The sequence below is a fragment of the Brevundimonas sp. KM4 genome (assembly GCF_000964075.1).
Lineage (GTDB): Bacteria > Pseudomonadota > Alphaproteobacteria > Caulobacterales > Caulobacteraceae > Brevundimonas > Brevundimonas huaxiensis.
Genome location: NZ_JZRG01000008.1, coordinates 235,019 through 248,988, shown reverse-complemented (window position 1 = coordinate 248,988; position 13,970 = coordinate 235,019). Strand labels below are relative to the sequence as shown.

Genomic DNA, 13,970 nt, shown 5'->3' with positions numbered 1-13,970 from the left:
ATGACGGAGTCGTTCCAGCCAAACCTGGATTTCAACGCCGAGGAGGTCGAGGAGCGCGAGGCCTTCGTCGTCGATCTGGAAGGCTATGAGGGACCGCTGCACGTCCTGCTGGCCCTGGCGCGAAACCAGAAGGTCGATCTGCTGAAGCTGTCGATCACCCAGCTGGCGGAACAGTATCTGGCCTTCGTGCACGAGGCGAGACGGCGCAACTTCGCCCTGGCGGCGGACTATCTGGTGATGGCGTCGTGGCTGGCCTATCTGAAGTCGCGTCTGCTGTTGCCGCGCACCGACAAGGGCAAGGCCGAAGAGCCGCCGGCCGAAGAGATGGCTGCGGCCCTGGCGTTCCGGCTGCAGAAGCTGGAGGCGATGCGAAAGGCCGTCGAACAGCTGATGGCCCGGCCCCAGCTGAAGCGCGACGTCTTCACACGCGGCGATCCCGAAGCGACGGTGATCGTGCCGTCGGATCGGATCGACGCCAGCCTGTACGAACTGATGAGCGCCTATGTGGTGCAGCGTCGGCGCGAGGAGGCCCGGCGCTATGCCCCCGGCCAGCGGGTCGAGGCCTTTCCATTGGAGGCCGCGCGCGACTGGCTGCGTGAGATCATGCCCAAGCTGGCGGACTGGACGCCGCTGGAACAGGTGGCGCCCCATCGTGAGGACGAGGAGGGGCCCAGCCAGGCCAGCTTTACGGCCTCGACCCTGTCGGCCAGTCTGGAGCTGGTCAAGGAGGGGGCGATGGACATCCGGCAGAGCGAGGCGTTTGCGGACCTGTATCTGAAGCGGCGCGGACCGGGCCAGCCGCTGGAGTTGACGCCGTGAGCGACCTCTCGTTCCAGCCCGACGAGGCCGAGATTGAACGGCGGGTCGAGGCCCTGCTGTTCGCCGCCGCCGGGCCGCTGACGGCCGCCGAGATCGCCGCGCGCCTGCCCGAGAACTGCAACGTCGCGCGCGCCATATCGGGTCTGCGCGCCCGCTATGAGGGGAGAGGGGTCGAGCTGGAGTGCGTCGCCGACCGCTGGCGCTTCCGCACCGCGCCCGACCTGGCCTTCATGATGACGCAGGAGCGCGAGGAGCCGCGTCGTCTGTCCAAGGCCGCGTTGGAGACGCTGGCCATCATCGCCTATCACCAGCCCGTCACCCGCGCCGAGATCGAGAGCGTACGCGGCGTCAGCATCTCCAAGGGCACGCTGGATTTGTTGCTGGAGATGGGGTTCGTGCGGCTGCGCGGACGCCGGCGCACGCCGGGACGGCCCGTCACCTATGCGACCACCGACCGGTTCCTGGAGCATTTCGGCCTGGCGACCCTGTACGATCTGCCGGGCGTGCAGGAGATGAAGGCGGCGGGCCTGCTCGATCTGTCGCTGCCCGTTGGGTTCGAGGTGCCGGATCCCAGTCGCGCTTCCGAGGCGGACGACGAGGACGGCACCCTGCCGCTGGAAGACGAGGCGCCCGAGTTCGCCCAGGATTTCGTCGGCGAACGAAGCTGACCCTGCGTGATGTTCACGCCGTCTTAGTCTGCGCGCCGTAAGCCAGACCGTATGAGTGGCGTGACATCGAAGACGGGTTGGCGGGCGTGGAGCACGTTCAGGATCGCAATGATCCTGATGCTGTCGTCCATCGTCGGCATGGCCGGGGTTCTGGCCATCGTCAGCCGCGGCATCGACGCCCACCAGGCCAGCAAGGAAGAAGGTCTGGTGCGCCTACGTCTGACGCGCGCGCTGGAGACCATCGGCGAAAACCTGACCACCGCCTCGGTCTGGGACGAGGCCGTCGATCGGATGACGGCGGGCGATGTGGCCTGGTACGACCGCAACTTCGGCGCCTTCTACGCCGCCCAGCACAAGCATCAGTTCACCCTGGGCTATGACGGCACCGGGCGGCTGTTTCGCATCAGCACCCTGGGCCGACCGGCCGAGCCGCAGATCGGCCAGCCTTTCGGTCAGGCGGCCCGGCCGCTGATCGACGCGCTCCGGATTGAGGCCGCCGGGCGCGATCGATCGGTCACGGCGGATGCCGGGGTGCGTCTGAAGGCGGCGTTCGTTCGCGTCGGCGACGACGTCTATGTGCTGGGGGCCTCCACGGTCGTGCGGCATACGGCGGGCGGATCGACGCCGGCGTCCGATCCGGTGGTCGCGTCGTTCAAACCGTTCGCCGGCGAGCTCGATCTGCTGCGAACGCGACTGGCGCTGGACCACATTCACTTCCAGCCCGGCGATGCGGAGCCTCCCAAGGGCATGATCGGCGTCGATGTGCGCGATGTCGGCGGCGTCCTGTTGGGGCGTGTCGTCTGGGCGCCGGAAAAGCCCGGCTATCAGATCCTGACCGAGGCCGGGCCGTTGTTGCTGCTGCTGTTCATCGTGCTGCTGATCGGCATGGGGTCGCTGCTGTGGAACACGACGGCGGACGTGCGGCGCCTCAGAGCATCCGAGGTCGCCCTGTCGGCGGCGCTGGAGCGGGCCGAGGCGGCGAATCGAGCCAAGACGCGGTTCCTGTCCAACGTCAGTCACGAACTGCGCACGCCCCTGAACGGCGTTCTGGGCATGGCCGAGATCATCGGGGCCGATCTGGTGACGCCGCAGCAGCGCGAGCGGCTGGAAATCCTGAAGGCCTCGGGGCGTCAGCAACTGAGGCTGGTCGAAGAGTTGCTTGACGTGGTGCGGCTGCGCGACGGGGCGGTGGCGCTGGAGACTCGGCCGTTCCGGCCTGACAACCTGTTGCGGCGGGTCGCCAACGACTTCCGGGGCGCGGCCGAGGCCAAGGGCCTGAAGATTTCGGTCGAGGCGGCCGAGGGCGAATGGCTGGGCGACCCGGTTCACGTCGAAAAGCTGCTGGCGGCGCTGACCGACAATGCGGTGCGGTTCACGCGCACCGGCGGCGTGATGCTGCGCGCCGTCGCGCCCCCGGGCGAGGGGGAGGGCGCGGGCCTGGCCTTGGAGGTCGAGGACACGGGGCCGGGCATGGAGCCGGCGGAGGCGGCGCGCCTGTTTGAGGCCTTCACCCAGGGCGATGAAAGCGCGACGCGCACCGCCGAAGGGCTGGGACTGGGATTGACGGCGGCGCACGGTCTGGCGGCCCTGATGGGCGGCAAGATCGAGATCGTCACCGCGCCCGGCGCCGGCAGCACCTTCCGCGTCGTCTTGCCTTTGGAGGCGGTCGGCTAGGCCGTCAGCAGGCGCGGCAGTTTGAAGGTGACGGTTTCGCGGGCGCCGTCATCTTCGCTTACCGTGGCGTCGAAGCGCGCACGGATGGCGTCGACCAGGGCCTCGATCAGCGGCTCGGGGGCCGAGGCACCGGCGGTGACGCCGACGGTGTTCACGCCGTCGAACCAGGACCAATCCACCTGGGACGCATCGTCAACTAGATAGGCGGCCGGGGCGCCGGCTCGCATCGCAACCTCGACCAGGCGCACCGAGTTGGACGAGTTCTTGGATCCGACGACCAGCACGAGATCGCAGCCCTCGCCCAGCGCCTTGACCGCGTCCTGGCGATTGGTCGTGGCGTAGCAGATGTCTTCCTTGTGCGGATCGGGCAGTTCGGGGAAGCGGCGCTTCAGCACCTTCAGGATGCCCGCCGTGTCGTCCACCGACAGGGTGGTCTGGGTCGCATAGGCGAGGGGCGCGTCGCCGGGGCGTTCGAACGATTCGGCGTCGGCCTCTGTCTCGACCAGGGTGATGGCGCCGGGCGGCAACTGGCCCAGGGTTCCGACGACCTCGGGGTGGCCTGCGTGGCCGATCAGGATGATGTGGCGGCCGGCCGCATGATGACGCTCGGCCTCGACGTGGACCTTGGACACCAGGGGGCAGGTCGCGTCCAGGAAGACCAGTTCGCGCGCCCGCGCCGTCGCCGGCACGGACTTGGGCACCCCGTGGGCCGAGAAGACGACCGGCCGGTCGTCGGGGCATTCATCCAGTTCCTTGACGAAGACGGCGCCCATGGCCTTCAGCCGCTCGACCACATGTTTGTTGTGGACGATCTCGTGGCGCACATAGACGGGGGCGCCGAACTTTTCGATCGCGCGCTCGACGATCTGGATCGCGCGATCGACCCCGGCGCAAAAGCCCCGCGGGGTGGCCAACCGCACCGAAAGCGGGCGAAGCGGAGCGTTGGGGACAGGAACATGCGCATTCATGGCGGCGAACCTAGTCGTTTGCGGCGCTGACCGCCATCGGAGCCGATGGGCGGATGCGACGGATTCTGTCGCCCGCAGCAGCGGCGCATCGTCACGGCGGGCGGGCGAGAATGGAAAGTCGATATTCTACAATGTCTTAGGCTATGATCACGACGCCTTGACCTGTAGGCCGCTCACGATTAGTTTCCGCGCCGAATTCAGACCCGTCCGGACGCACCGTCTGGACGCCGAACGCACAGGTCCTATCCCCCATGTCGGAATCGCGCGAAGAGGCGATCAAACGCCTCCAAGACAGCGCATCCGCATTGGAGGCGCGGACCACGGCGGAGAAATCCGCCGAACTGACCGGCCATCAGGTGTCGGGTCAGGCCTACAAGATCATCGCCGAACTTCTCGGCGGCGTCTTCGTGGGACTGGCGTTCGGAGCGATCGCAGACTGGGCCCTCGGGACCCGTCCGTGGGGTTTGATCGGCGGGGTCCTTCTGGGCTTCGCCTTGTCGATTTACATGGCGCGTCGCACAGCCAACCGGCTGATGGCGCAGGCCAAGGCGCAAGGGACGACGGCTCCGGCCGAGCCCTACGTCGAGGCCGACGAAGACGGGGAACGATAGGGCTTCATGGCCGATCCGATTCATCAGTTTGCGATTCAAAAGGTCGTCGACCTTGGCGACGTCACCCTGCCTGTGCTGGGGACGGTCGATCTGGCGATCACCAACTCGCACATCGCCATGACGGTCGCCTTCGTGCTGATCGTCGGCTTCCTGGCCGCCGTGACCGCGAACGCCCAGGTCGTGCCCGGCCGGCTCCAAGCCGCCGGCGAGGGCCTGTTCGGCCTGATCGACAATCTGGCCGATTCCATCATCGGTCACGAAGGCCGCAAGTATTTCCCGTTCATCTTCACCCTGTTCATCCTGATCCTGGGCATGAACATCCTGGGTCTGTTCCTGACCTTCACGGCGACCTCGCAGCTGGCGATCACCGCCACCTTCGCCCTGATCACCTTCGGTCTGGTGCTGGTCGTCGGCTTCGCCAAGAACGGTCTGGGCTTCTTCAAGCTGTTCTGGCCGATGGGCGCGCCGCTGGCGCTGCGCCCGGTGGTCGGCCTGATCGAGTTCGTGTCCTTCCTGCTTCGCCCGGTCACCCTGGCGCTGCGTCTGTTCGGCAACATGCTGGGCGGTCACGTCGCGCTGAAGATCTTCGCCGGCTTCGTCGTGTCGCTGGGCCTTCTGGGCCTGGGCGGCGGCATCGGTCTGCTGGCCTTCCCGGTCGCGGCCCTGTCGCTGGGCATGGTCGTCGCCCTGACCGCTCTGGAGTTCCTGGTGGCCTTCCTCCAGGCCTTCGTCTTCGCCGTTCTGGCCTGCATCTATCTGAACGATGTGGTCAACCTGGACCACGCCCACTAAAGGGCCGGACCAGTCTCTTCACCCCAACCACCAACGACTTTAATCTAGGAATACAATCATGGACGCTGAAGCCGCGAAGTACATCGGCGCTGGTCTCGCCACCCTGGGCATGATCGGTTCGGCCCTGGGCGTGGGCAACATCTTCGGCAACTTCCTTGCCGGCGCCCTGCGCAACCCGTCGGCCGCCGCCGGCCAAGTCGGCAACCTGTTCGTCGGCGCCGCTCTGGCCGAAGCCCTGGGCATCCTGGCCTTCGTGCTCGGCATCCTGATGATCTTCGGCTGATATCAGTCGATCACGGCGCGCGGGGTTCGCCCGCGCGCCGCTTCATCTGATCCTGCAGTAGACGGTTCATGGCCAGCACCCACACCATCGACGCGGTCCCGCCTTCGGTCGAAGCGGACCTGCACGCCGAGACGGCGACCCCCGCCGAGCACGGCTCGGGCGGCCTGCCGCAATTCCAGTTCGAACACTGGGCGGGCCAGATCGGCTATCTGCTGATCCTGTTCGTCATTCTGTATGTTCTGGTTTCCAAGGTCTTCGCGCCACGCCTTCGCAAGGTGATGGACGAACGGGCCGACACCATTTCCACCGCCGTCGCGACCGCGCGCCAGGTTCAGGCCGAAGCCGCCGAACAGGCCGCCCAGGCTCAGGCCGAAGTCGCCAAGGCTCGCGCTGACGCCCGCGCCACGGCCGCCGCCGCCAAGGCGCGCGTGACCGAAGAAGCGAACGCCCGTCAGGCCGCCGAAGAAGCCGTGGTCAACGCCCGCATCGCCGAGGCGGAAGCTTCGATCGGCAAGACCCGCGACGCCGCCATGGCCAATGTCTCCACCATCGCCTCCGACACGACCGCCGCCATGGTCGAACGTCTGACCGGCAAGGCCGCGACCGCCGCCGAGCTGGCCGCCGTCAAGGGAGCCGCCTGATGAACCTGATCTTCGAACACGGCATCTGGAGCTTCGCCAATGCGGAGATCTGGGTCGGCATCGGCCTGATCATCTTCTTCGGCATCCTGATCGCCGCCGGCGTGCCCAAGATGGCCGGCAAGGCGCTGGACGCCAAGGCCGTCAAGATCCAGGCCGATCTGGACGAAGCCGCGCGCCTGCGCGCCGAGGCCGAAGCCCTGCTGGCCCAGATCCGCAAGGAAAAGGCCGAGGCTGAAGCTCAGGCCGCCGAGATGATGGCTCAGGCCGAAGCCGACGCCCGTCGCCTGGAATTCGAGACCAAGGCCAAGCTGGAAGAAACCCTGGCCCGTCGCCAGAAGATGGCCGAAACCCGCATCGCCCAAGCCGAAGCCCAGGCCTCGGCCGAGGTGAAGGCCGCCGCCGCCGATCTGGCCGCCAAGTCGGCGGAACAGGTTCTGGCCGCCCGGCTCGCCAGCGGCGCCAAGGATCCGCTGCTGGACAGCGCCATCGCCCAGATCGGCGATCGCCTGAACTGATCAGGGCTGATCCTGAATGAAACAAGGCCCCCGACGTCGCCGTCGGGGGCCTTTTTCTTTGGACATCAAGCCGTGATCAGTGGGCGTGGGCCCCGCCGATGATGGTCGCGCCCATCCGTTTGTCGCGCGCCACCAGTCGGGCATAGACGTTGCCCAGCACGATGCCGAAGACCGCGTGGGTGATCAGCAGCCAGGCGAAGGTGCCGAAGCCCGCGCCGGCCGTGAAGGTGCGGTAGTTGCCGAACATCACGATGGCCGCCATCATCAGGATCCAGGCGCCGACGGCGAAGACGATGCCCTTGGTCTCGGGCGTGTCCGTCGGCAGGCGCGGACACAGGACGGCGAACAGCGGCCCCAGGATAAACACGCCGCTGATGACATGGACGACCCAGCCGACGGCCATATTGCCGGGCATTCCAAGCATGCTGGCGATGACCCCCTGGAAGGGATCGAACCAGTTCAGGAACATATTGGGTATTTCGAGCAGTGAGACGGCCACGGTCGCCGCAACGCCGGCGATCAGACCTTTTTGTACGCGTGACATCATGACCTTAGCGCCTCCCAACGCCTAAGTGGTTCTCTGATAACGCGCAGACAGGATACGCCTGACTTGGGAGAGCGGTGTTCACGATCCTGTGGTTAGCGGTTGCAGCAACGCAACCGCGAAATCAGGCGCTAACTAGCGAAAGAGCTTGCGGAAATAGCGCCGAATGCTCTTGCGGCTGCGCGAGAGGCGACGGCTGGAGCGTCTGGTGACGATCTTCTCGGCCCGCAGCGCCTGTTGCCAGAAGACCGGCGCGAACTCCGGCTTCTTCCGCATCAGGCGACGGAAGGGATAGACCCATTTCGGCCGCCCATATTGGGCGCGAATGAACTGGCGCTTGGCCCAGAACGAGCTTTTCAGGATTAACATCAGGCCGACGGCGATGACTGGAATGCCGCCCGGCCCGGGCAGGGGGGCGATCAGAATGCCCAGCAGCACGACGAACAGACCGCCGACCATCAGCGCCCAGCGTTTGAAGACCCGCAGCGTCGAGGCGCGCGGCTTGTCAGAGCGGATGAAGGGAACGGGGAGTGAGGTCACGACTACGCCAGATGGGGAGGAGGATCGTCATGACAACGGTCGCCACGGGCGCGCGATCCCTCGTCGGGAAAGGAAAAGGCGACCGTGACGACCTTGCCACAAGACCCCTTAACGCCCTGCGTCCATGGCGGATGGATGTCCGGCGGGTGAAGCTTTGGTCATGAAGAGACGATCGCTCCGCACCGTGGCGCGACGGACACGCTCCGCGCCGTCAGCCGTAGGTCACGCCGGTCAGACGCTCTGATTCCGCCCAGAGACGCCTGGCAACGTTTGCGTCCCTGGCCTGGCGCTTGATCACGGCAACGCCGGGCGGCCCCTTCATCTCCTGAAAACCCGTGGGGCCGTAATAGCCGCCGGGCGTCGGATCCGGCAGGGTCGCGGCCATCAGGATCGGCAGGGCGCCGTCGGCGGCCGAATGGCTGAGCACGGCCTCCAGCAGCCGGGCGCCGCGCGCGAACAGGCCGGGCTTGCCGGCATGGCCGTTGGCGATCAGGTCGGTGCGGGCGAAGCCGGGGTGAGCCGCCACGCTGGTTAAGCCCCAGCCGTGGGCGTCGCTGCGGCGTTGAAGCTCCAGGGCGAACATCAGCATGGCCAGTTTGGACTGCTGATAGACGGGCCACGGGCGGTAGTGGGTCTGATAGTTCAGGTCGTCCAGGCGGATATGGCCGCTGCGGTGGGCGACGCTCGACAGCTGGACCACGCGGGCTTTCGCAGCCGTCAGTAAAGGCAGCAAGCGGCCGACCAGGGCGAAGTGGGACAGGTAGTTGGTCCCGAACTGCATCTCGAACCCATCGACGGTCGTCTGGCGCTTCGGCAGGGCCATGACGCCCGCATTGTCGATCAGCATGTCGATGGGGCGTCCCGTCGCCAGATGGCGCTCGGCGAAAGCCTGGACGGAGGCCAGGCTGGCCAGGTCCAGCAGATCGAACCGCACGGCCGCCTTCGGGTGACGAGACCGGATCAGCCGTTCGGCCTCGGCCCCCTTGTCGGGATTGCGGGCCGCCAACACGACCTCCGCGCCCTTGCCGGCCAGCACAATGGCGGTTTCCAGCCCCAGCCCGCCGGTCGCGCCGGTGACGATGGCCAGTCGGCCGGAAAGATCGGGGATGTCGTTCGTCGTCCAGGTCATGCGGGGACTTTAGGACGAGCCGAAGGTCGGGCGCCTCTCATTCTTTCGTCATTCCGGGCGCAGCGCAGCGAAGACCCGGAACCCAGCGGCGCCGAAGGCGAAATCCATCCGCCGCACAAACCTGCCAACATCCCAGTCCGCGCAGATTCGCGCTCTCGCGCGCCGCTGGGTCCCCCGGTCTCGCTACGCTCGCCGGAGGATGACGAAAAAGAAGTGTCTCAAACTAAAACAGCGCCCGCCCCGGCGAGGAGACGAGCGCTGCTTGGCACGGTTAAACCTGTTGCGTCGCGTTATGCCGCCTTGTTGGAGCCCTCCGGTGCGGTCCAGCGCAGGACCGGCGAACGGGCGGCGCGGGTTTCGTCGAGGCGTTTCAGCGGCGCGTGGAAGGGCGCGCCCTTGAAGCGATCGACGTCGCCCGCTTTCGCCGCCTGGGCCAGCAGGCGCATCGCTTCGATGAAGCGGTCCAGCTCGGCCTTGGACTCGGTTTCCGTCGGCTCGATCAGCATGGCGCCGTGGACGACCAGCGGGAAATACATGGTCATCGGGTGGAAGCCCTCGTCGATCATCGCCTTGGCGAAGTCGAGCGTGGTGATGTCCGTGCCCTTCAGCCATTCGTCGTCGAAAAGCGCCTCGTGCATGCAGGGGCCGTCGGGGAAGGCGGCCGACATCAAGTCACCGAGCCGGGCCTTGATGTAGTTGGCGTTCAGGACGGCGTCCTCGGCGACCTGACGCAGGCCGTCGGCGCCGTGCGACATCATGTAGGACAGGGCGCGCGTGTACATGCCCATTTGACCCTGGAAGGCGCACAGACGGCCGAAGGCTTGCTCGGCCTTATCCTCCTCGCGCTCGATCAGGCGATAGCCGCCTTCGTCATGCACAACCCAGGGGGCCGGGGCGAAGGGGGCCAGGGCCTCGGACAGCACCACCGGACCTGCGCCCGGACCGCCGCCGCCATGGGGCGTCGAGAAGGTCTTGTGCAGGTTGATATGCATGGCGTCGACGCCCAGGTCGCCGGGGCGCACCCGGCCGACGATGGCGTTGAAGTTGGCGCCATCGCAGTAGAAATAGGCGCCGGCCTCATGCGTCAGGCGGCTGATCTCCAGGATGTCCCGCTCGAACAGGCCGCAGGTGTTGGGGTTGGTCACCATGATGGCGGCGACGTCGTCACCCAGCTTGGACGCCAGGTCGGCGACGTCCACGCGGCCGTCTTCGGTCTGGGCCACTTCGACCACCGAATAGCCGACGAAGGCGGCGGTGGCCGGGTTGGTGCCGTGGGCGCTGGTGGGCACCAGGACCTTACGGCGCTTCTCATGCTGGCCCGACGCCTCGTGGGCGGCGCGGATCGCCATCAGGCCGCACAGTTCGCCGTGGGCGCCGGCCTTGGGCGACAGGGCGACGGCGGGCATGCCGGTCAGGGTCTTCAGCCAGTGGGCCAGGGCATCCATCAGCTCCAGCGCGCCCTGAACCGTCGAGATCGGCTGCAGCGGGTGGATGTCGGAGAAACCCGGCAGGCGGGCCATCTTCTCGTTCAGGCGCGGATTGTGCTTCATCGTGCACGACCCCAGCGGATAGATGGCGAGGTCGATCGCGTGGTTCTTTTGGCTCAGGCGCACATAGTGGCGCATGGTTTCCGGCTCGGACAGGCCGGGCAGGCCGATCGGATCCTTGCGGACCAGGTCGCCCAGGTCCGAGCCGTCCGTCTTGGGTTCCGGAAGATCGACGCCGGTCTTGCCCCAGCCGTCGCCCTCGAAGATCAGGGCTTCGTTCTGCAACAGGCCGCGGCCGCCGGTCAGGGTGGCGGGCTTGGTCTGGACCTGGTTCGGGGCGGTCGGGCGGCCGACGGTATTCATGGTGCTCATGGTCAGTATCCCTTACGCGCCGAGGACTTTGGAGAGCGACTTGGCGAGGATCTGGATGTCGGCATCCAGCGTCGTCTCGGTCGCAGCGACCAGCAGGACATCGTCCATGCCGGCGTCAGGGGCCAGGCGGCTGTAGGGCACGCCGGCCAGGACATGATGGGCGGCCAACTGATCCACGACCTCGGCCGCGTTCTTGGGCAGGCGCACCGCGAACTCGTTGAAGAAGCGGTCAGTCAGGACTTTGACGCCCGGAATGGCGGCCAGGGCGTCACGCGTGGCGACGGCCTTTTCGTGGTTGAGCAGGGCCAATTTGCGCAGGCCCGTCTCGCCCAGCAGGCTCATGTGGATGGTGAAGGCCAGGGTGCACAGGCCCGAGTTGGTGCAGATGTTCGACGTCGCCTTGTCGCGGCGAATATGCTGCTCGCGCGTGGACAGGGTCAGGACGAAGCCGCGCTCGCCGTCGGCGTCCACGGTCTCGCCGGTCAGACGGCCGGGCATCTGGCGGATCAGCTTCTCGCGCGTGGCGAACAGGCCGACGTAGGGACCGCCGAAGTTCAGGGCGTTGCCGATCGACTGGCCTTCGGCCGCGACGATGTCGGCGCCCATCTCGCCAGGCGATTTCAGCAGGCCCATCGACACGGCTTCGGTGACCACGACGATCAGCAGGGCGCCGGCGGCGTGGGCGGCCTCGGCGATCTTGGTCACGTCGGTGGCCGTGCCGAAGACGTTCGGGGTCTGGATGACGACGCAGGCGGTGTCGGGACCGATCTGGTCGATCACGGCGGCCTCGGCGTCCACGGCGGCGGGCAGGGCCAGGGTCTCGACGCCGACGGCGTGAACCACGGTCTCGGTCGCCTTGATGTAGTGCGGGTGCACGCCGCCCGAGATCACCGCCTTGTTGCGACGGGTCACGCGGGTCGCCATCAGCACGCCCTCGGCCATGGCGGTCGAACCGTCGTACAGGCTGGCGTTGGCGACCGGCATCCCGGTCAGGTTCGCGACCTGGGTCTGGAACTCGTACAGGTACTGCAGAGTCCCTTGCGCGATTTCAGGCTGGTAGGGGGTGTAGCTGGTCAGGAACTCCGAGCGCTGGATCACGTGATCCACCGTCGCCGGGACGTGGTGCTTGTAGGCGCCTGCGCCGCAGAAGAATGGCACGGCGCCGGCCGTGGCGTTCTTGGCCGCCATGGCGGACAGGGCGCGCTCGACCTCCAACTCGCCTGCGACGCGGGGAAGATCCACGGGCCCGTCCAGACGGGCGGCCTGGGGCACGTCCACGAACAGATCATCGATGGATTTCGCGCCGATGGCGGCGAGCATCGCCGTGCGGTCGTCGGGCGTCAGGGGGAGGTAACGCATGGTCGTGTCCTAGGCCATGAAAGGCCGAAGACCCTCTGACTTTTAATCAGAGGGTCCGATGGGGCTTAGAGGGTGGCGAGGAAGGCGTCGTAGGCGGCCTGGTCCATCAGGGCGTCCAGTTGCGAGGCGTCCGAGACCTTGATCTTGGCGAACCAGCCGTCGGCCTCGGCGCCCGAGTTGACGGTTTCCGGGGCGGTCGACAGGGCGTCGTTCGCCTCGACCACCTCGCCCGAGACGGGGGCGTAGACGTCCGACGCCGCCTTCACGCTCTCGACCACGGCGAAGCTGTCGCCCTTGGAGACGGTCTTGCCGACTTCAGGCACTTCGACGAACACCACGTCGCCCAGGGCGTCGGCGGCGTGTTTGGAGATGCCGACTGTGGCGATGTCGCCGTCCAGGCTGACCCACTCGTGATCCTTGGTGAACTTCATGGTCTGATCTCTCAGGCTTTGGGTTTGCGGTAATAGCGTTGGGCCACGAAGGGCATGGCGACGACTTCGGCGGCGGCGGTCTTGCCGCGCACGATGACCTTCAGTTCCGTGCCCAGGGCGGCATGGGCCGGCGGGACGTAGCCCATGGCGATGTTTTTGCCCAAGGTCGGGGAGGGGCCGCCAGAAGTGACCTTGCCGATCACGTTACCGTCGGCGTCGGCGATTTCGGCGCCTTCACGGGCCGGGGCGCCTTCCTTGACGATCAGGCCGACGCGAACGCGCGAGGGGCCGTCGGACAGTTCCTTGAGGATCCGGTCGGCGCCGGCGAAGTCCCCGCGTTCCTTGCGTGACTTGGACAGGGCGAAGGTCAGGGCGCCTTCGATCGGCGAGGTGGCCGGGTCGATGTCGTGGCCGTGCAGCGGCAGGCCCGCTTCCAAACGCAAGCTGTCGCGGGCGCCCAGGCCGATCGGCTTGACGCGAGCGTCTTCCAGAATGGTGTTCCAGATGCGCTCGGCCTGGTCCGCCGGGACCGAAATCTCATAGCCGTCCTCGCCGGTGTAGCCCGAGCGCGAGACATAGCAGTCGGCGCCGAACAGCATCAGGCGGGCGCATTCCATGAAGCCCATTTCGGCCAGGATCGGCTCGTGCGCGGCCATGACCTCGGCGGCTTCCGGCCCCTGGATGGCGATCAGCGCGCGGTCCAGCACCGTCAGCTTGGCGTCGCCCCGCAGATTGGCTTCCCAGAAGGCGAAATCCTCGTCCTTATTGCCAGCGTTGACGACGACGAACAGGCCGTCGTGATCCGGCCGTCCGGCCATCAGGTCGTCGATGATGCCGCCTTCGCCGTTCAGCAGCAGCGAATACTTCTGTTTGCCGGCCTTCAGGATTGCATAGTCGCCGGGCACGAAACGCTCGAACTGGGCGGTCGCGTCCTCGCCGGTGATCTTGCACTGGCCCATGTGCGAGACGTCGAACAGACCGGCGTGTTCCCGCGTCCAGCGGTGCTCGGCCAGAACGCCTTCATACTGGACCGGCATGTCATAGCCGCCGAAGCCCACCATGCGGGCGCCCAGCGCGTGGTGCGCGGCGTTCAGGGGCGTGGTCTTCAGGGTCGGGTCGGTCATGGTTCAGGCTTTC

Annotated in this window: 16 protein-coding genes; 8 read left to right on the top strand and 8 right to left on the bottom strand. The window is 67.0% G+C overall.

The window, feature by feature from the left end:
- From VH88_RS05545 to VH88_RS15365, 3 genes are all read left to right on the top strand, one after another.
- The gene (locus VH88_RS05545) at positions 1-819 is read left to right on the top strand and encodes a ScpA family protein (protein ID WP_045810344.1); all 819 of its coding nucleotides are present in this window, start codon (positions 1-3) and stop codon (positions 817-819) included.
- Positions 816-1,487 (top strand): SMC-Scp complex subunit ScpB, encoded by a 672-nt coding sequence (scpB, locus tag VH88_RS05540; protein WP_045810343.1) that lies wholly within the window; start codon positions 816-818, stop codon positions 1,485-1,487. The genes VH88_RS05545 and scpB overlap by 4 nt, the downstream gene beginning before the upstream one ends.
- 108 nt (positions 1,488-1,595) lie before the next feature.
- The gene (locus tag VH88_RS15365) at positions 1,596-3,161 is read left to right on the top strand and encodes an ATP-binding protein (RefSeq protein ID WP_052689497.1); all 1,566 of its coding nucleotides are present in this window, start codon (positions 1,596-1,598) and stop codon (positions 3,159-3,161) included.
- Here the strand turns inward: VH88_RS15365 and ispH are convergent.
- Positions 3,158-4,129 carry a 4-hydroxy-3-methylbut-2-enyl diphosphate reductase gene (gene ispH, locus VH88_RS05530; RefSeq protein WP_045810342.1) on the bottom strand — a complete coding sequence of 324 codons (972 nt, stop codon included), beginning with the start codon at positions 4,127-4,129 and terminating at the stop codon, positions 3,158-3,160. The genes VH88_RS15365 and ispH overlap by 4 nt on opposite strands.
- Before the next feature lie 251 nt (positions 4,130-4,380).
- On the opposite strand from ispH, the gene VH88_RS05525 reads away from it, so the two are divergent.
- From VH88_RS05525 to VH88_RS05505, 5 genes are all read left to right on the top strand, one after another.
- On the top strand, positions 4,381-4,740 hold the full coding sequence (locus VH88_RS05525; protein WP_017505296.1) for an AtpZ/AtpI family protein: 360 nt from the start codon (positions 4,381-4,383) through the stop codon (positions 4,738-4,740).
- A 6-nt stretch (positions 4,741-4,746) separates the two neighbouring features.
- Positions 4,747-5,532, top strand: coding sequence for a F0F1 ATP synthase subunit A (locus VH88_RS05520; RefSeq protein ID WP_017505297.1), 786 nt, complete (start codon positions 4,747-4,749; stop codon positions 5,530-5,532).
- 58 nt (positions 5,533-5,590) lie between these two features.
- Positions 5,591-5,815: a F0F1 ATP synthase subunit C gene (locus VH88_RS05515; RefSeq protein ID WP_017505298.1), complete on the top strand. Its 225-nt coding sequence runs from the start codon at positions 5,591-5,593 to the stop codon at positions 5,813-5,815.
- 68 nt (positions 5,816-5,883) lie between these two features.
- Positions 5,884-6,456, top strand: a complete 573-nt coding sequence (locus VH88_RS05510; RefSeq protein WP_017505299.1) for a hypothetical protein — start codon at positions 5,884-5,886, stop codon at positions 6,454-6,456.
- Complete coding sequence (locus VH88_RS05505) at positions 6,456-6,971, top strand: F0F1 ATP synthase subunit B (RefSeq protein WP_045810341.1); 516 nt, start codon at positions 6,456-6,458, stop codon at positions 6,969-6,971. Before VH88_RS05510 ends, VH88_RS05505 begins: the two co-directional genes overlap by 1 nt.
- A gap of 76 nt (positions 6,972-7,047) precedes the next feature.
- Here the strand turns inward: VH88_RS05505 and VH88_RS05500 are convergent, their stop codons facing one another.
- The 7 genes from VH88_RS05500 to gcvT form a co-directional block, all read right to left on the bottom strand.
- Positions 7,048-7,518: a DUF6789 family protein gene (locus VH88_RS05500; RefSeq protein WP_039245438.1), complete on the bottom strand. Its 471-nt coding sequence runs from the start codon at positions 7,516-7,518 to the stop codon at positions 7,048-7,050.
- Between the two features lie 132 nt (positions 7,519-7,650).
- Positions 7,651-8,055, bottom strand: coding sequence for a PGPGW domain-containing protein (locus VH88_RS05495; RefSeq protein WP_082064382.1), 405 nt, complete (start codon positions 8,053-8,055; stop codon positions 7,651-7,653).
- A 211-nt stretch (positions 8,056-8,266) separates the two neighbouring features.
- On the bottom strand, positions 8,267-9,184 hold the full coding sequence (locus tag VH88_RS05490) for an SDR family oxidoreductase (RefSeq protein ID WP_045810340.1): 918 nt from the start codon (positions 9,182-9,184) through the stop codon (positions 8,267-8,269).
- A 290-nt stretch (positions 9,185-9,474) separates the two neighbouring features.
- Positions 9,475-11,043 (bottom strand): aminomethyl-transferring glycine dehydrogenase subunit GcvPB, encoded by a 1,569-nt coding sequence (gcvPB, locus tag VH88_RS05485; RefSeq protein ID WP_045810339.1) that lies wholly within the window; start codon positions 11,041-11,043, stop codon positions 9,475-9,477.
- 12 nt (positions 11,044-11,055) lie between these two features.
- A complete protein-coding gene (gene gcvPA, locus VH88_RS05480; RefSeq protein ID WP_045810338.1) occupies positions 11,056-12,402 on the bottom strand; it encodes an aminomethyl-transferring glycine dehydrogenase subunit GcvPA in 1,347 nt (448 codons plus the stop codon).
- 65 nt (positions 12,403-12,467) lie between these two features.
- A complete protein-coding gene (gcvH, locus tag VH88_RS05475; RefSeq protein ID WP_045810337.1) occupies positions 12,468-12,833 on the bottom strand; it encodes a glycine cleavage system protein GcvH in 366 nt (121 codons plus the stop codon).
- An 11-nt stretch (positions 12,834-12,844) separates the two neighbouring features.
- Positions 12,845-13,957: a glycine cleavage system aminomethyltransferase GcvT gene (gene gcvT, locus VH88_RS05470; RefSeq protein ID WP_045810336.1), complete on the bottom strand. Its 1,113-nt coding sequence runs from the start codon at positions 13,955-13,957 to the stop codon at positions 12,845-12,847.
- Positions 13,958-13,970: the final 13 nt, after the last annotated feature.